This is a genomic window from Actinomadura sp. SCN-SB (genome assembly GCF_043906805.1).
GTDB lineage: Bacteria > Actinomycetota > Actinomycetes > Streptosporangiales > Streptosporangiaceae > Spirillospora.
The window spans coordinates 21,670-37,069 of sequence record NZ_JBIMPP010000059.1; the positions used below are offsets into that span (position 1 = coordinate 21,670).

General features: G+C 74.4%; 15 protein-coding genes and 1 pseudogene. 8 read left to right on the forward strand and 8 right to left on the reverse strand.

Going from position 1 to position 15,400, the window contains the following annotated elements; translation table 11 throughout:
• Positions 1-48: 48 nt before the first annotated feature.
• Positions 49-255 (forward strand): annotated as a pseudogene (locus tag ACGWYJ_RS29645) (BTAD domain-containing putative transcriptional regulator); the annotation flags it as partial.
• Between the two features lie 91 nt (positions 256-346).
• A complete protein-coding gene (locus tag ACGWYJ_RS29650) occupies positions 347-919 on the forward strand; it encodes an FAD-dependent monooxygenase (protein ID WP_395109728.1) in 573 nt (190 codons plus the stop codon).
• On the opposite strand, the gene ACGWYJ_RS29655 is transcribed toward ACGWYJ_RS29650, so the two are convergent.
• Both ACGWYJ_RS29655 and ACGWYJ_RS29660 read right to left on the reverse strand, forming a co-directional pair.
• Positions 916-1,215, reverse strand: coding sequence for a hypothetical protein (locus tag ACGWYJ_RS29655; RefSeq protein ID WP_395109729.1), 300 nt, complete (start codon positions 1,213-1,215; stop codon positions 916-918). The genes ACGWYJ_RS29650 and ACGWYJ_RS29655 overlap by 4 nt on opposite strands.
• Positions 1,216-1,219: 4 nt before the next feature.
• Positions 1,220-1,414 carry a hypothetical protein gene (locus ACGWYJ_RS29660; RefSeq protein ID WP_395109730.1) on the reverse strand — a complete coding sequence of 65 codons (195 nt, stop codon included), beginning with the start codon at positions 1,412-1,414 and terminating at the stop codon, positions 1,220-1,222.
• 120 nt (positions 1,415-1,534) lie between these two features.
• Between ACGWYJ_RS29660 and ACGWYJ_RS29665 the strand changes: the two genes are divergently transcribed.
• Positions 1,535-3,154 carry a phytoene desaturase family protein gene (locus ACGWYJ_RS29665; RefSeq protein WP_395109731.1) on the forward strand — a complete coding sequence of 540 codons (1,620 nt, stop codon included), beginning with the start codon at positions 1,535-1,537 and terminating at the stop codon, positions 3,152-3,154.
• A 4-nt stretch (positions 3,155-3,158) separates the two neighbouring features.
• Here ACGWYJ_RS29665 and ACGWYJ_RS29670 read toward each other — a convergent pair whose 3' ends face one another.
• Together ACGWYJ_RS29670 and ACGWYJ_RS29675 are read right to left on the reverse strand one after the other, a co-directional pair.
• Complete coding sequence (locus tag ACGWYJ_RS29670) at positions 3,159-3,692, reverse strand: hypothetical protein (RefSeq protein WP_285695975.1); 534 nt, start codon at positions 3,690-3,692, stop codon at positions 3,159-3,161.
• A 34-nt stretch (positions 3,693-3,726) separates the two neighbouring features.
• On the reverse strand, positions 3,727-5,388 hold the full coding sequence (locus ACGWYJ_RS29675) for a sulfatase (protein ID WP_395109732.1): 1,662 nt from the start codon (positions 5,386-5,388) through the stop codon (positions 3,727-3,729).
• Between the two features lie 96 nt (positions 5,389-5,484).
• Between ACGWYJ_RS29675 and ACGWYJ_RS29680 the strand changes: the two genes are divergently transcribed.
• Positions 5,485-5,871, forward strand: coding sequence for an RNA-binding S4 domain-containing protein (locus ACGWYJ_RS29680; RefSeq protein WP_395109733.1), 387 nt, complete (start codon positions 5,485-5,487; stop codon positions 5,869-5,871).
• Positions 5,872-5,981: 110 nt separating this feature from the next.
• On the opposite strand, the gene ACGWYJ_RS29685 is transcribed toward ACGWYJ_RS29680, so the two are convergent.
• Together ACGWYJ_RS29685 and ACGWYJ_RS29690 are read right to left on the reverse strand one after the other, a co-directional pair.
• Positions 5,982-6,647: an ATP-dependent Clp protease proteolytic subunit gene (locus ACGWYJ_RS29685; RefSeq protein WP_395109734.1), complete on the reverse strand. Its 666-nt coding sequence runs from the start codon at positions 6,645-6,647 to the stop codon at positions 5,982-5,984.
• A complete protein-coding gene (locus ACGWYJ_RS29690) occupies positions 6,644-6,931 on the reverse strand; it encodes a helix-turn-helix domain-containing protein (RefSeq protein ID WP_395109735.1) in 288 nt (95 codons plus the stop codon). The genes ACGWYJ_RS29685 and ACGWYJ_RS29690 overlap by 4 nt, the downstream gene beginning before the upstream one ends.
• A gap of 99 nt (positions 6,932-7,030) precedes the next feature.
• Between ACGWYJ_RS29690 and ACGWYJ_RS29695 the strand changes: the two genes are divergently transcribed.
• From ACGWYJ_RS29695 to ACGWYJ_RS29705, 3 genes are all read left to right on the forward strand, one after another.
• Positions 7,031-8,275, forward strand: a complete 1,245-nt coding sequence (locus ACGWYJ_RS29695) for an ROK family protein (RefSeq protein WP_395109736.1) — start codon at positions 7,031-7,033, stop codon at positions 8,273-8,275.
• 100 nt (positions 8,276-8,375) lie between these two features.
• Complete coding sequence (gene pabB / locus ACGWYJ_RS29700) at positions 8,376-10,487, forward strand: aminodeoxychorismate synthase component I (protein ID WP_395109737.1); 2,112 nt, start codon at positions 8,376-8,378, stop codon at positions 10,485-10,487.
• A gap of 58 nt (positions 10,488-10,545) precedes the next feature.
• Positions 10,546-11,022 carry a hemerythrin domain-containing protein gene (locus ACGWYJ_RS29705; RefSeq protein ID WP_395109738.1) on the forward strand — a complete coding sequence of 159 codons (477 nt, stop codon included), beginning with the start codon at positions 10,546-10,548 and terminating at the stop codon, positions 11,020-11,022.
• Positions 11,023-11,042: 20 nt separating this feature from the next.
• Here the strand turns inward: ACGWYJ_RS29705 and ACGWYJ_RS29710 are convergent, their stop codons facing one another.
• Together ACGWYJ_RS29710 and ACGWYJ_RS29715 are read right to left on the reverse strand one after the other, a co-directional pair.
• Positions 11,043-11,720, reverse strand: coding sequence for a response regulator (locus ACGWYJ_RS29710; protein WP_395109739.1), 678 nt, complete (start codon positions 11,718-11,720; stop codon positions 11,043-11,045).
• On the reverse strand, positions 11,717-12,931 hold the full coding sequence (locus ACGWYJ_RS29715) for a sensor histidine kinase (protein ID WP_395109740.1): 1,215 nt from the start codon (positions 12,929-12,931) through the stop codon (positions 11,717-11,719). Before ACGWYJ_RS29715 ends, ACGWYJ_RS29710 begins: the two co-directional genes overlap by 4 nt.
• A gap of 277 nt (positions 12,932-13,208) precedes the next feature.
• On the opposite strand from ACGWYJ_RS29715, the gene ACGWYJ_RS29720 reads away from it, so the two are divergent.
• A complete protein-coding gene (locus ACGWYJ_RS29720) occupies positions 13,209-15,365 on the forward strand; it encodes an MMPL family transporter (protein WP_395109741.1) in 2,157 nt (718 codons plus the stop codon).
• The last annotated feature ends 35 nt before the right edge of the window (positions 15,366-15,400 follow it).

Below are 15,400 nucleotides of genomic sequence, written 5' to 3' on the forward strand. Positions count from 1 at the left end.
CTGCTGAACCGCGACGGCGGCTACGTCCTGCGGGCGGGCGCCGACGAGCTGGACTTCCGCAGGTTCGAGCGGCTCGCCGCAGAGGGGACGGGTGCGCTCGGCGAGGGAGACCACGTCCGAGCCGCGGCGCTGCTCGGCGATGCCATGGCGCTGTGGCGGGGACCGGCGCTGGCCGAGTTCGCCGACCAGCCGTTCGCGCGTGCCGAGGCGGCCCGGCTCGACGCGCTGAGACTGCGCGTCCTGGAAAGCCGGCTGGAGGCCGACCTGGCCTTGGGAGGGCACGGCGACCTGGAGGGCGAACTGAAGTCTCGTCTTCGGCGCCCGCGCGGCACGTCCCGTCGGGCAGGTGTGCCGGCGGTTCGTCGCCGAGGGCTTCCCCGGCATCCGCGACTGGACCCTCTACACCGGCTCCGGCCGCGCCTTCCTCACGGTCGGGATCGGCGGCGACCGGGTCTACTGCTACGCCGACCTCATGGGCGACAGCCTCGACCCGTCGCTCAACGACAACTGGCGGGCGGAATTCCGCGACTTCGCCGACCCCATCCCCGCCCTGCTCGACCAGGGCGGCGACGCGCTGCCCGGCCTGATCGAGGAGGTGGCGCCGCCGGTGTGGTCGGAGGGCCGCGTCGTCCTCATCGGGGACGCCGCGCACGCCAGCTCGCCCAACCTCGCCCAGGGCGCCGCGATGGCGGTGGAGGACGCGCTGGTCCTCGCCGACCTGATCAGCACCCGTCCCATCGGCGAGGCGCTGACCGCCTACCGCGAGCGGCGTTCGCCGCGCGTCTCCTGGGTCCAGGACCAGCCGCACCACCGCGACAAGCTGCGCAAGCTGCACCCGGCCGTCCGCAAGCTCAGCCTGCGGCTGGCCTCCTCGAAATTCTTCGTCGCCGCGTACCGTCCGCTGCGCGAGCGGCCCTAGCGTTCGGGCGGGCTGGGCTCGGAGCCGAACACCGTGTCGTCCAGGTCGTCGTCGGGCGGCGTGTCCGGCGGCGGCCGTCCCTCCGTACGGCCGAAGTCCGCACCGGCGTGCGGCCCGCCACCGCCGCTGGTGCCCGTGCCGCCCACGATCCCGGCCGTGTCGGCGTCGGCGTCCTCGCGCGACACCTTCCGGGGCGCGCGCACCCCGGGCCGCCGTCCGCGGAACCGCGGGTCGTCCGGGTGCTTGGCCAGCTCCTCGGCGAGCTCGCGGGCGTGCCTGTCGTCCCTTTCCGTCACGACCTCACTCTCCCGTGAGGTCGTCGCGGTTCCGCCCGGACTCCTCCAGCGCGTCCTCCAACGCGGCGCCGACCGCGGGCCGGTCGTCGGGCTCGTGCCGCGGCTCGGCGTCCGCGCGCCGGTCCGGATCCCCGCCGGGCCGCATCACGGTCTGGTCGGTCTTCGCGGTCTTCGGAGCGTTCTCCTCGGGCCTGCTCATTTCCGTCATCCCCCTCGTCCTGGTCGTAGGGGACGGCTACCCGGCGGTGATCGGGTCTAACGGATGCCGCGCAGATCATGCGGCGGGGGCTGCCGGGTGCCGCTCTGGTAGATGTGGGGCATGAGCGATGCCGTCGTGGTCGGCGCGGGACCCAACGGGCTGGTCGCGGCCAACCTGCTGGCCGACGCGGGCTGGACGGTGGAGGTGCTGGAGGCCCAGCCCGAACCCGGTGGGGGAGTGCGCAGCGACCACGGCGTGCGCCCGGACTTCGTCAGCGACGTGTGCAGCTCGTTCTACCCGCTCGGGGTGGGATCGCCCGTGATGCGGTCTCTGGGACTGGAGCGGCACGGGCTGCGCTGGCGGCACGCCCCGGCCGTGCTCGCCCATCCGCTGCCGGACGGGCGGTGCGCCGTCCTGGAACGGGACGTCCGGCGCACCGCCGAGGGGCTGGAGCGGTTCGGCGTCGGTGACGGCGAGGCGTGGACGCGGCTCTACGAGAAATGGGAAGAGCTGGGCGGACCGCTGCTGGACGCCCTGCTCGGCCCGTTCCCGCCGGTCCGCGCGGGCGCCGCGCTGGCGGCCAGGGCGGGACCGGCGGAGCTGCTGCGGCTGATGCGCTTCCTGCTGCTGCCCGTCCGCCGCCTCGGCGAGGAGGAGTTCACCGGACCCGGCGGGCCGCTGCTGCTGGCGGGCTCGGCGATGCACGCCGACCTGTTCCCCGAGTCGTCCGGCGGCACCGCCTTCGCGTGGCTGCTGGCGATGCTCGGGCAGAGCCACGGCTGGCCGGTGCCCGAAGGAGGCGCCGCCGAGCTGACGGCGGCGCTCGTGCGCAGGCTGGAGTCGCGCGGCGGGCGGGTCCGGTGCGGCACGCCGGTGACGTCGGTGGTCGTCCGGAACGGGCGTGCGCTCGGCGTCCGCACCGCCTCCGGCGAGGCGGTCCGCGCCACCAGGGCCGTGCTCGCCGACGTCCCGGCCCCGGCCCTCTACGGCGGGCTGGTCGGCTGGGAGCACCTGCCGCCCACGCTGCGGGACGACATGCGCCGCTTCACCTGGGACCACGCCACCTTCAAGATCGACTGGGCGCTGTCGGGGCCGGTCCCGTGGGCCGCCTCCGAGGCCGCGCGGTCGGGCGTGGTGCACCTGGCCTCCGGGATCGACGCCATGACCGCGTACAACGCCCAGCTCGCCACCGGAAGCGTGCCCGCCGACCCGTTCCTGCTGGTGGGGCAGATGACCACCGCGGACCCGTCCCGGTCGCCGTCGGGCACCGAGTCGGCCTGGGCGTACACCCACGTGCCCCAGCGCGTCACCGGGGACGCGGGGCCCGACGGGATCACCGGGGCCTGGGACGAGCGCGACCGGGCGGCCATGGCCGGCCGGATCGAGAGCGTCGTCGAACGCTTCGCGCCCGGCTTCCGGGACCGGATCCTCGACCGCCGCGTCCTCGCGCCGCCCACGTTCCAGGAGCACAACGCCGGCCTGGTGAACGGGGCCCTGAACGGTGGCACGAGCGTCCTCCACCAGCAACTGGTGTTCCGGCCCGTGCCCGGCACGGGACGTCCGGAGACGCCCGTAACCCGGCTGTACCTGGCGTCCGCGTCCGCGCATCCGGGCGGCGGTGTGCACGGCGCGTGCGGCGCCAACGCCGCCCGCGCGGCCCTCCGCGCCTCCGGTCCGCTGGGACGGCTCGTGGCCGGGCCCGCCCTCTCCGGCCTGCAACGCCTGCTGGCCGGGGGATGAGCGCTCAGGGACGCACGCCCGCCTGGTCGGGGACGACCTTGGGCAGGGCGCGCAGCCAGCCGTCCAGGTCGGACGGCCACCAGCGGCCCGCCGTCAGATGCGACAGCACGTCCCGTACCGCCGAGGTCGACGCCGGCGCGGGCACCACGCGCGCGGGCGCGGCCCCCGCCAGGACGCCGAGCCACCAGTGGCGCAGCGTCTCCGGCATCTCCTCGGGATCCAGGACGACGTAGTAGTCGGGCAGCAGCGCCCGCTCGGCGCGCAGGTCGGCCAGCGCCGACTCGATCGCCACCTCCAGCCCGCCCGGCGGCGCGGCCCGGTCGAAGAAGTCCACCCAGGCGTCCCGGACCCCGGCCAGCGGGTCGCCGTCGTGCACGACGTAGGTCGAGGACGAGTGGGCCGCCAGCGCGCTGAGATCGGCGGGATCGCGCTCCCCGGCCACGACGGCGCGCACGTTGTGCAGGCCCCCGAGACCGGCCACGACCTTGTCCGCCCCCTGCCCCGCCACCACGACCACAGTGCTGCTCAGCCGCCGCATGCTCTGGAGTCTACGTCGCGGCCGCCCCGGACGATCACTGCTGCCGCGGGCCGTAGGCCGTCAGGAAACGGTCCCGGAAGACGCTCATCGGCCAGACCGGCGCCGCCGGTCCGGGCCGCAGCCCGTCCTGCCAGCCCCACGCGGAGATCCGGTCCAGGACGGCCCGGTCGCGGGCGACGATGCCGATCGGCACGTCCCGGCTCGCGCCGTGCCCGGTGACGAGCGGCAGCGGCTGGTGATCGCCCAGGAAGATCAGCACCAGCCTGTCGTCGCCGTACCTCTCCACGTAGGAGATCAGCGTCTCCAGCGAGTAGGCGATGGACCGCGCGTACTCGACGCGGACGCGCGCGGGATCGCCCAGCAGGGCGCGCGGGTCGTGGGCGGTCGCCGGTACGCGGTGGTAGACCGAGCCGTCCCCGACCCGCTCCCAGCCGATCATCGTGGGGACGCGCGCCCAGGCCGCGTGGCTGGACAGCAGCGGGATCTCCGCCATCACCGGCTCCCGGCCCCGCCTGCCGTGTTCGAGGCGCCGGAACGCCGCCATCGTGAACTGGTCGGGCATCGTGGCCCAGCCGAACGACGGACCCCGGTACCCCAGGTCGCGGGACGTGTAGACGGTGTCGTAGCCGAAGAACGACCCCTCCGGCCAGGCGCGGGAGACGCCCGGCATCACCCCGACGCTGCGCCGGCCCGCGCGCTGGAAGGCGCGGTTGAGGGTCAGCCGGTCGCTGGAGACCAGCGTGCGATACCGCTGCTGGTCGTCGATCCACAGGCCGGACAGCAGGGTGGCGTGCGCCAGCCGGCTTCCGCCGCCCGCCGTCGAGGAGGTGAGGAACCCGCTGCGGGAGGAGAACCCGGCCGCGGCGAGCCGCCGGTTCCCCGCGTCCAGGACGGGCAGGACCCGCCGCGACATCGGCGGGGTCTCGATCGCGCTGCGGCCGTAGCTCTCGACGAAGGCGAGCACCACGTCCTTGCCGCGCAGCGCGGTCAGCAGCCGGTCCTTCGGCATGTCGCGGAAGGCGTCCGCTTCGGCCATCCTGGCGAACGCCTTCTTGTCCTTGAGCGTCGCGTGCGCCTTGCGGACGTGCTTGTAGGCGAGCTTGGCCGAGCCCTTGGACGCGACCGGCACGCCCGGGACGAGCTGCGCGCCGAGCGCCGCACAGGTGACCCAGGCGGGCACCAGCACGGCGACGGCGGCCGTCGTCGTCCTGTCGTACCGGACCGCCAGCGTGGCCAGGCGCATCGCCGACAGCGCCATCCCGGCCACCACGGCCAGGATCGCGACCCCGGCGGCCACCACGATCCCGGCCGCCGCCGCGGTGCCGGCGGACGAGGCCAGGAACTTCACGGCGGGGCGCAGCAGCGCCCAGTCCAGGATCGGGTCGAACGGCCTGACCAGGACCTCGTGGAAGCCCGCGTCCAGGATCTTCACGATCAGCAGCAGCCCCAGCCCGGCGCCCGCCAGCGCCGCGACCGGCCGCCTCGCCCGCGCCGGCAGGACCAGGACGAGCGCGGCGCCCAGAAGCGCCTCGACCGGCAGCCGGACGAAGGCGCCGGGCCTGATGCCGCCGATCGTGACGGGAAGCAGCAGGGCGAACAGCACGAGCGCGGCGGCCAGCCCGTCGGCCGCCCGTCCCGCGAGACGCCGCCACAGGAGGCGCGGGGCCGCGGGTCCCTCCTCGGAAGGTTCGGACATCGGCACCTGGAGACCCTCCCCCCTGCCGATCCCTCGGCACTGCGAGGTACGTGGAGGGGGCGGGCCCGCGTTCAAAACGTCGATTAGGGTGGCGCCATGGCGGGTGAGCGAGACAGCGCACGGGTGGACGTGTGGATCTGGTCGGTACGGCTGGCCAAGACCCGCTCGATGGCGTCCACCGCCTGCCGCGGCGGCCATGTCAGGGTCAACGGGAGGCCGGTCAAGCCCTCGCACGCGGTGAGCGTCGGCGACGAGATCCGGATCCGCCGTGAGGGCCACGAGCGCGTCGTGATCGTCTCCCGGGTCATCAGCAAGCGGGTGGGCGCTCCCGTGGCCGCCGAGTGCTATGTCGACAAGAGCCCGCCGCCCCCGCCGCGCGAGCAGCGGGCCCCGGTGGCCGTCCGCCCCCGTGGCGCCGGCCGCCCGACCAAGCGCGAGCGCCGGAGCATCGAACGGCTGCTCGGCCGGATGCCCCGCCGCTGACCCGTTCCGTCTTCTGTGCCGTTCTAGGGTCGGCGCGTGCCTGCGGTCTGCGCGGAGCCGCTAAATAAACTTGAGTCGAGCAGACTCAACTGACTCCGGGCCGGTCCGCGCTAGGCCAGGCCGGGCGGGGTGGTGCCGGTGACGTCGTGGACGAAGCCGTACGCGCGGGCCTGCTCCGCGCCGAGGACACGGCCGCGCCGGGCGTCGTCGCGGATCTCCTCGGCCGGCCGCCCGGTGAGCCGTGCCAGCCGCTCGTAGAAGACCTCGACCTGGCGGCGGTGCTGCTCCTCGAACAGCGCCATCTCCGCCGCCGTCCCGTCGAACCGCTCGCTCGGCTCGACCATGCGGATCATCGCGTTCGGGGTGATCTCCCGCCGCCGGGCTCCGGCGAGCACGAGCAGCGCCGCGCCGCCCAGCCGTCCCACGACGAGGGCGTGGACGGGGCAGGTCAGCACGTCCATCGTGTCGAGGACGGAGAAGGCCGCCTCAAGCCCGGCGCTCTCCAGCCGCAGGTGCAGGGTGATCGGCCGTCCCTCGCCCAGCGCGTCCAGCGTCATGAGCCGCGAGCACAGCTCGGCGGCCCGCTCGCCGTCCAGGTGCCCGTGCGCCATGACCACGCGCAGCTCGACCAGCCGGTTCGTCTCGTAGGCCAGGATCCGGGACGGCGGCAGCGGATCCCGGCGCGGTGGATCGGGCTCCGGCTCCCACGGCCGGAACCCGGGGATGAGCGGGTCGTGGCGGCGCGGTCCGGGACGGTCGGGGAACGGGAAGCTCATGGTGGGTCCACCCTCCAGCCGATCGTGCGGTCGATGGCGGCGGCGTACCGTTCGAGCGTCGAGGCGCGCACGTCGCCGTGGCCGGCCTCCAGCCGGGCCACGGCGGACTGCGAGGTGCCCATCCGGGCGGCCACCTCGGTCTGCGACAGTCCGCTCGCCCTCCGGAGCTCGACCAGCTCGGCGATCATCCGCTGCCGCCGTTCCCGCATCCGGGCGCGGTGGCGCAGCGCCATCTCCCGGAACCCCGGCAGGATCGGGAGATCGTCGTCGGGCCGCTCGCTCATGCCTTTCACGGTATCTCGAATATGAGATAACCGCCAGGGCACCCGTTGCCGGCCCGCTCTCGTTGGATAACTTGGCGGCATCGGTTGTGAGGAGGAGCGATGGCGTCTTCTCTCCTTGCGGGCGCCACCATCACCGCGCGGCAGGTGCCGGAGGCGGGGCGGGGCGGCAGGCTCGGCGTCCTGCTGCGGGAGGTGCACCGGAAGGGCGCCGTGTCGCGCGCCGAGCTGGCCGGGCGGATGGCGGTGAACCGGAGCACGGTCATGGCGCTGACCGCGAAGCTCGCGGCGGCCGGCCTGGTGCGCGAGGAGAGCTCGGCGGCGACGGGACGGGCGGGCCGCCCCTCGCTGGTGGTGCGCGCCGAGAGCGACCTGGTGTACGTGCTGGCCTTCGACGTCGCGGTGGACCGCCTGGTCGCCGCCAGGGTCGGGCTGGGCGGCCGGGTGCAGCAGCGGCTGGAGGCGGTGCGCCGCCGCCGGTACCCCGATCTCGACGAGGTGGTCCGCGTCCTGTCCGGGTTCGGCACGGCGCTGGTGGACTCGGCCCCGCCCGAGGCCAGGTGCGTGGGCGTCGGCGCGTCCTTCTGCGGCCTGATCAGGGCCGCCGACGGGATGGTGCGGCTGGCGCCGAACATGGGGTGGACCGACCTCGACTTCGGCCCCGCCCTGGGACGCGGGCTGGGGCTCGGGCTGCCCGTGGCCGTGGGCAACGTGGCCCATCTGGGCGCGCTGGCCGAGTACGAGCGCGGAGCGGGCGTCGCCAGCCGGAACCTGGTCTACCTGCACGGCGATGTCGGCGTGGGCGGCGGCATCATCGTCGACGGCCGGCTGCTGGACGGCGACGACGGCTACGGCGCCGAGCTCGGGCACATGATCGTCAACCCGGTGGACGGGCGTCCCTGCAACTGCGGCTCGCGCGGCTGCCTGGAGGCGGAGGTCGGCGAAAGCGCGCTGCTGGAGGCGTCCGGGCGCGCGGGCGGGCCGGTCGGCCGGGACGGGGTGCGGGCGGTCGTGGACGCGGCCGCGAGCGGTGACGAGGCCGCCCGGCGGGCGCTGGATCGGGTCGGCGACTGGCTCGGGATCGGCGTGGCCAACCTGATCAACCTGTTCAACCCGGGCGTCGTGGTGTTCGGCGGCATGCTCCAGGAGATCTACCGGGGTGCGGCGGAACGGGTGCGGGCGCGGGTGGCCGCCAGCGTGCTGCCCGTCTCCCGGGAACGGGTCGAGCTGCGCACCGCCGCCCTCGGGTACGACTCCACGCTCGCGGGCGGCGCGGAGCTGGGGTTCGCCCCGCTCCTCGCCGACCCGCTGAACGTCCTGGAGCGCGTGCCTAGGCGAAGTCCATGACCTCCCCGAACGCTCTACCGGTGGTACCTCGGGGGACCAGATGACACGTCCTGGCCGACCGCGGCACGAGTGACGGGGCCGGAGGCGTCACACTGGCCTCGTGCGGACACTCATCATCGACAACTACGACTCCTTCACCCATAACCTCGTCCAGTACGTGGCGAGGGCCGGGGGAGAGCCCACCGTCGTCCGCAACGACGAGCCGGCATGGGGCCCGGGGTCGCTGCGCGGCTTCGACAACGTCGTGATCTCGCCGGGGCCCGGCAGGCCCGACCGCGAGGCCGACTTCGGGATCTGCGCCGAGGTGATCGAGCACGCCCGCGTCCCGCTACTCGGCGTGTGCCTGGGGCACCAGGGGATCTGCCACCGGTTCGGCGCCCGCGTCGTCCCGGCCCCCGAGGTCCGCCACGGCAGGCCGTCGCTGGTCGAGCACTCGGGGGACGCGCTGTTCCGCGGGGTGCCGTCGCCCTTCTCCGCCGTCCGCTACCACTCGCTGACCGTCGAGGGTTTGCCGCCGGTGCTGGAGCCCATCGCCTGGGCGGACGACGGCGTGCTGATGGGCGTCCGGCACAGGGAGCGGCCGATGTGGGGCGTCCAGTTCCACCCGGAGTCCATCCGCACGGAGCACGGGCAGCGCATCATCGACAACTTCATGGAGCTGACCGCCGAACGACGCGGTCGTCCAGCACGGGCGAGGCGCCCCGCCGCTGCGCCCCGGCCTCCCGTACCGGACGCGGACGGCGCCGCGTACCGGGTGATCGCCCGCAGGCTGGCCGTGCCGGTCGACCCCGAGGTGGCCTTCGGGGCGCTGTTCGGGGCGTCCGACCGCGCCTTCTGGCTCGACAGCAGCCTCACCGGCGAGCGGGGCGGGCGCTTCTCGTTCATGGGCGACGCGAGCGGCCCGCTGGCACGGGTCGTCACCGCCGACGTGTGGACGGGACGGCTGTCGGTCGAGTCCGCCGACGGCCGCACGGAGCTGAGCCGCGCGTCCTTCTTCGACTGGATCGAGAAGGACCTGCGCTCCCACCGCACCGAGGTGCCCGACCTGCCGTTCGGCTTCGCTCTCGGCTGGGTGGGATACCTGGGCTACGAGCTCAAGGCCGAATGCGGGGGAGCGCGGGCGCACCGGTCGCCGCACCCCGACGCCGCCATGATCTTCGCCGACCGGGCGGTCGCGTTCGACCACGCGGACGGGACCGTCCACCTGCTCGCGCTGTGCCGGGCGGGCGCCGAGCGGGACGCCCGCGCCTGGCTGGAGGAGACGGCGTCGCGGCTCACGGGCCTGGCGGGCCTGGCGCCGCGCGAGCCGTCCCCCGTCACGGCGGTCGTGGGCCCTCCGGCCCTGCGCCACGACCGCGCCCGCTACCTGGACATGATCGAGACCTGCCTGCGCGAGATCGCCGCGGGCGAGACCTACGAGGTGTGCCTCACCAACCTGATGAGCGTGCCCGCGCGGATCCCGCCGTGGGACCTGTACCGGCGGCTGCGCCGCGGCGACCCGGTGCCGTTCGGGGCGCTGCTGAGGTTCCCCGGCCTGTCGGTCCTCAGCTCCTCGCCCGAGCGCTTCCTGCGGGTCTCCGCGGACGGCACGGTCGAGTCCAAACCGATCAAGGGCACCCGCCCGCGCGGGCTCGACCCGGCGGAGGACCGGCGGCTGCGCGCCGAGCTGGCCGCCAGCGTCAAGGACCGGGCCGAGAACCTGATGATCGTGGACCTGGTCCGGCACGACCTGGGCGGGGCCGCCGAGATCGGCTCGGTCACCGTCGACCCGATCTTCGCGGTGGAGAGCTATGCCACCGTCCACCAACTCGTCAGCACGGTGCGGGCACGGCTGCGGCCGGGGGTCTCGGCCGTCGCCTGCGTCCGGGCGGCCTTCCCCGGCGGCTCCATGACCGGCGCCCCGAAGATCCGCACCATGGAGATCATCGACCGTCTCGAGGCGGGCCCGCGCGGCGTGTACTCGGGCGCCATCGGCTACTTCTCGCTGTCCGGCGCGGCCGACCTCAGCATCGTCATCAGGACCGCGGTCTCCTCCGCGGGCCGGATCGACTTCGGCGTCGGAGGCGCCGTCACGGCCCTGTCCGATCCCGCCGAGGAGTTCGAGGAGACCGCGGTCAAGGCCGCGCCTCTCCTGCGCCTGCTCGGCACCCCCTTCCCCGGGATGCCCGCCAAGGCCCCGCCCGCCGACCTGGCCGCCCTCCCCGCCATGTGATCGGCGAACCGGGCATCGGGTACCGGTTCGAGCCGCGAGGTGACATCCTGGGACGGCTTTGGAAGAGACCTACGAAGGACGCCTGACGGCGTTCGGACACCAGCTGATCGAAGTACACCTCTGGCTCCGCGAGGAGCTGGCCGACCTCCGCGAAACCCTCGACGGCGGCGGAGCGCGGCCACGCGAGCTGCGGGCGCACTGCCTGAGCTTCTGCTCCGCCGTGACCCGCCACCACACCGGCGAGGACGGCGACGCCTTCGGCGAGATCGCCGAGCGTTTCCCTGACCTGCGTCCCGTCCTGGACGAGCTCCGCCGCGACCACCGCCTGGTCGAGGACTCCCTGAACCGGCTGGAGGAGCTGCTGGACGCGGTGGACGCCGACCCGATCGTCGTGCGGAGGGAGCTCGACAGCCTCGCCGCGCTGATGGAGACGCACTTCGTCTACGAGGAGAAACGCATCGTCGAGGCGCTCAACGCCCTGGACGTCCCCCGGTGGCGCCAGGCCCGCCCGGCCTTCCTGGCCGCCGGGGACTGATCGCGGCCAGGAGGGCCTGGTCAGTGGCCGATGTCGTGGTCGCCGGCCCGGACCAGGCCGCTCTCATAGGCGAAGATCACCATCTGGGTGCGGTCGCGCAGGCCGAGCTTGGCGAGGATGCCCGATACGTGGGACTTGACGGTCGCGTCCCCGATGTAGAGGTCCTTGGCGATCTCGGCGTTGCTGGCGCCCCGCGCGACGGCGGTCATCACCTCGCGTTCCCGCTCGGTGAGCCGGTCCAGGCGGCTCGCGGCGGCGGCGTTCACCGCGCGGGACTCGGCGAACCGCCCGATCAGTCGGCGGGTGATGGACGGGGCGAGCAGCGCGCCGCCCTCGGCGACCGTGCGCACGGCGGCGGCGAGCTGGTCGGGCGGGATGTCCTTGAGCACGAAGGCGCTGGCACCGGCGCGCAGGGCCCGGTAGACGTACTCGTCCGGGTCGAAGGTGGTGAGGATCAGCACCTTCACGTTCCAGTCGGACTCGGCCATGATCCGGGACGTGGCCTCCAGGCCGTCCATGTCCGGCATCCGGATGTCCATGAGGATGACGTCGGGCCGGTGCAGGCGCGCCGCCTCGATCGCCTCCACCCCGGTCCCGGCCTCGGCGACCACCTCGATGTCGTCATGGATCCGCAGGATCATGGCGAAGCCGCCGCGCACCAGGGCCTGGTCGTCCACCACGGCCACGCGGATCGTCACGGCGCCTCCCTCGTCGGACCGCCCTCCACCGGCAGGCACGCGACGACGGCGAACCCGCCACCCTTACGCGGCCCGGCGTCCAGGGTGCCACCCAGCAGCAGAGCGCGCTCCCGCATCCCGACGACGCCATGGCCGCTTTTCTGGAAGGTCGCGCCCGAACCCTCGCCGTCGTCGACCACCTCGACGAGGACGCGGTCCCCTTCGTAGCGGAGCCGCACGTCGGCGTGCGCCCCGGGACCGGCGTGCTTGAGCACGTTGGTGAGCGCCTCCTGGACGATGCGGTACGCGAACAGGTCCACGCGCGCCGGAAGGTCACGGGGCAGCCGGCGGTCCAGGTCCAGCGAGACGCCGACGCCCGCCTCGCGGATCTGGTCCGCGAGCGCGGGAAGATCGGCGAGGCCGGGCTGCGGGCCGAGGACGCCGTGATCGGCCTCGGGGCGGAGCACGCCGAGGAGGTGGCGGAGCTCGGCGAGCGCCTGCCGGCCCGCCTCCTCCACCGCCCCCATGGAGCGCAGGGCGGCGTCCGGGTCCCGCGTGGCCACGGCCTTGGCGGCGCCGGCCTGCACCGTCATGAGGCTCACGCGGTGCGCGACCACGTCGTGCAGCTCGCGGGCGATGCGGGCGCGCTCCTCGACCAGGATCCTGCGGGCCTCGGCGGCCTGCTCGCGCCGTAGCTCCTCCGCCCGTTCCTCGCGCAGCCGGAAGCGCCGCCCGACGTACCAGGCCACGAACATGACGGCGGCGCCGAAGGACGCCTCCGTCACCCACGAGTCATGGATGTCGAGGGCGTCGACGGCGACCACGGCGACGGCCGCCGCGACGCCCGCAAGGCCCTGCGCGACGTCGGCGCAGTACCGGCCCGCGGCGTACAGGGCGAGGATGGCCACGACCCCGCCCATGTCCCGGTAGCCGCTGCCGAAGGTGGCGGCCCAGCTCAGCACCGCCACGGCCACCACCGCCATCGGCGCGCGCCTGCGCCAGTACAGCGCGGCGCCCGCCACGGCGGAGACGATCGCCGCGCCGATCGGGACGTCCTGGACGGGACGGACGATCAGCTCGTCCCCGGGCCCGTCCAGGACGAACGTCGTCACCAGGAACACCGCGAACGCGAGAGCGGCGTCCGCCAGGCGGGGCCACCGGGTGAAGGGCCCCCGGAACCTCGCCGAACCTGCCGCCAGAGGTGCCCAGAGGGCGGGCGCCGTGCCGTTCACCGTCACTCCACGAATGTGAGGGAAACGCCCGCCATGGCTCACCTGCGGGCACAGCCCACCGTAAGCCGGGGCCGGACGCGCGGTCATCCACCGCGAGACGGAGCCGGCTCCCCGCCCTGCGGCGGGCGGCGCGGCGTCCACGGCCGTCCACGAACCCCTCCGGCGGCGGACGGGCGAACCGACCGCGGGCTGGCGACGGGGAGGGGGTCTGGACCGCACCGTTGTAGGCATCGCGCCACCAGCGGCGCACCCCCCACCAACAGCAAGGAGCACAGTGATGCATCGAATGGTCCGCCGCGTCGGCGACGCCTCGGCTCGCCGACCATGGGTCACGATCGGGGCCTGGGTCATCGCCCTCGCCCTCGTTCTCGGGCTGGCGGCCGCGTTCGGCGGCACGCTGGTGGACGACTACGACGCCCCCGGCAGCCAGAGCGCCGAGGCGAGCGAACTCCTGCGCGAACGCTTCCCCGAGGCGTCCGGCGGCAGCGCCGTCGCCGTGTTCGCCGTCCAGGAGGGGCAGCGGGTCGAGCGCCACCGTCCCGCCATCCAGGCCGCGCTCGCCCGGATGGCGAGGAAGCCGCACGTGAAGGCGGTGGCCGACCCGTTCACCCCGGGAACGGTCTCGCCCGACGGGCGCGTCGCCTACGCCACGCTCACCTTCGACCGGCCGTCGACCGAGCTCGGCTGGGAACCGCTGGAGGAGGTCGCCGGCACGCTGAAGCCGGTCCGGGACGCCGGCGCCATGGCCGAGCTCGGCGGCGAGGCGGCGTTCATCAACGCCAAGCCGGTGAACTCGGGCACAGAGCTGGTCGGCGTGCTGGCCGCGCTGGTCGTGCTGATCGTGGCGTTCGGGACGGTCGCGGCCGCGCTGCTCCCCGTCGCGCTCGCCCTGGTGACGGTCGGCGCGGGCGTCGCCACCATCTTCGTGTTCGCGGGGACGATGGACGTCTCGACCTCCGCGCCGACCGTCGGCGCGATGATCGGGCTGGGCGTCGGCATCGACTACGCCCTGTTCATCATGGAGCGCTACCGCCAGAACCGTGCCGGGGGCCAGGACAACGCCGCCGCCCTGTCGGACGCCATGGCCTCGGCCGGATCGGCCGCCGTGCTCGCCGGCGGAACGGTCGTCCTGGCGATGGGAGCGCTGCTGCTGACCGGCCTGGGCATGATCGCCTCCGCGGGGGTCGGCACCGCGCTGGTCGTGCTGTTCGCCGTGGCCACCGCGCTGACGCTGCTGCCCGCGCTGCTGTCACTGCTCGGCGACCGTGTCGACGCCTGGCGCCTGCCGGGACGCCGCCGTGCCGCCAAGCCCGCCGAGCGGACGGCCTGGTGGCGGTTCGCCCACCACGTCTCCGGCAAGCCCTGGCCGTACCTGATCGCCGCGTCCGCCGTGCTGCTCACCCTGGCCGCCCCCGCGCTGCGGATGGAGACCGCCTTCCCCGACGCCGGCGACGAGGCCCCGGGCGCGTCCCACCGCCGTGCCTACGAACTGCTGGCCGAGGGCTTCGGCCCGGGGATCAACGGCCCGCTGCTGATCGTCGCGGACCTGCGCGCGACCGGCGCGTCCGTCTCCGCGATCGCCGAGCGCGTCGCCGCGGACCCCGGCATCGCCACGGTCGGCGAGCCGCGGTCCTCGGCGGCGGGCGACACGGTGGTGCTGCCGGCCGTCCCCACGACCGCGCCCACCGACCCGCGGACGTCCCAGACCCTCGACCGCGTCCGCGACGTCCTGCCCGCGGGCGTCACCGTGGCGGGCCTGACCGCGACGACCGACGACGTCTCGCGGCAGCTCTCCGACACCTTGCCGATCTTCGTGGGGGCGGTGCTGCTGGCCTCGTTCCTGCTGCTGATGATGGTGTTCCGCTCGGTCGCGGTGCCGCTGAAGGCCGTGGTGATGAACCTGCTGTCGATCGGCGGCGCGTACGGCGTGGTGGTCGCGGTGTTCCAGTGGGGCTGGCTGGGCGGCCTGTTCGGGCTGGAGGAGACCTACCAGATCGCCTCCCCGCTTCCCGTGGTCTTCTTCGCGGTCCTGTTCGGGCTGTCGATGGACTACGAGGTGTTCCTGCTCTCGCGGATCCGCGAGCACTACGACGCCACGGGCGACACCGCCGAGTCGGTGGCCCGCGGGGTCGCGAGCACCGGCCGCGTCATCACCTCCGCCGCGCTGATCATGACCGTGGTGTTCCTCGGCTTCGTCGCCAACCCGCACCCCATGGTCACGATGCTGGGCCTCGGCCTGGCGACGGCGATCGTGCTGGACGCGACGATCGTCCGGATGGTCCTGGTCCCCGCGACCATGGCGTTGCTGGGACGCGCGAACTGGTGGCTGCCCGGCTGGCTGGACCGCCTGCTGCCCCGCGTGGGCACGGCGGAGATCGCCCCCGAGCCCGAGCCGGAGCCGGTGAAGCCGCTGGCGACCGCCTCGGCCGGCTGACCCTCACGGGACGACGGCGCCGCACGATTCGACGT

Coding starts and splice junctions, on each gene's coding strand:
- ACGWYJ_RS29660 (WP_395109730.1), bottom strand. CDS start 1,414: ATGAGCAGGCCCGAGGAGAACGCTCCGAAGACCGCGAAGACCGACCAG.
- ACGWYJ_RS29665 (WP_395109731.1), top strand. CDS start 1,535: ATGAGCGATGCCGTCGTGGTCGGCGCGGGACCCAACGGGCTGGTCGCG.
- ACGWYJ_RS29670 (WP_285695975.1), bottom strand. CDS start 3,692: ATGCGGCGGCTGAGCAGCACTGTGGTCGTGGTGGCGGGGCAGGGGGCG.
- ACGWYJ_RS29675 (WP_395109732.1), bottom strand. CDS start 5,388: ATGTCCGAACCTTCCGAGGAGGGACCCGCGGCCCCGCGCCTCCTGTGG.
- ACGWYJ_RS29680 (WP_395109733.1), top strand. CDS start 5,485: ATGGCGGGTGAGCGAGACAGCGCACGGGTGGACGTGTGGATCTGGTCG.
- ACGWYJ_RS29685 (WP_395109734.1), bottom strand. CDS start 6,647: ATGAGCTTCCCGTTCCCCGACCGTCCCGGACCGCGCCGCCACGACCCG.
- ACGWYJ_RS29690 (WP_395109735.1), bottom strand. CDS start 6,931: ATGAGCGAGCGGCCCGACGACGATCTCCCGATCCTGCCGGGGTTCCGG.
- ACGWYJ_RS29695 (WP_395109736.1), top strand. CDS start 7,031: ATGGCGTCTTCTCTCCTTGCGGGCGCCACCATCACCGCGCGGCAGGTG.
- ACGWYJ_RS29720 (WP_395109741.1), top strand. CDS start 13,209: ATGCATCGAATGGTCCGCCGCGTCGGCGACGCCTCGGCTCGCCGACCA.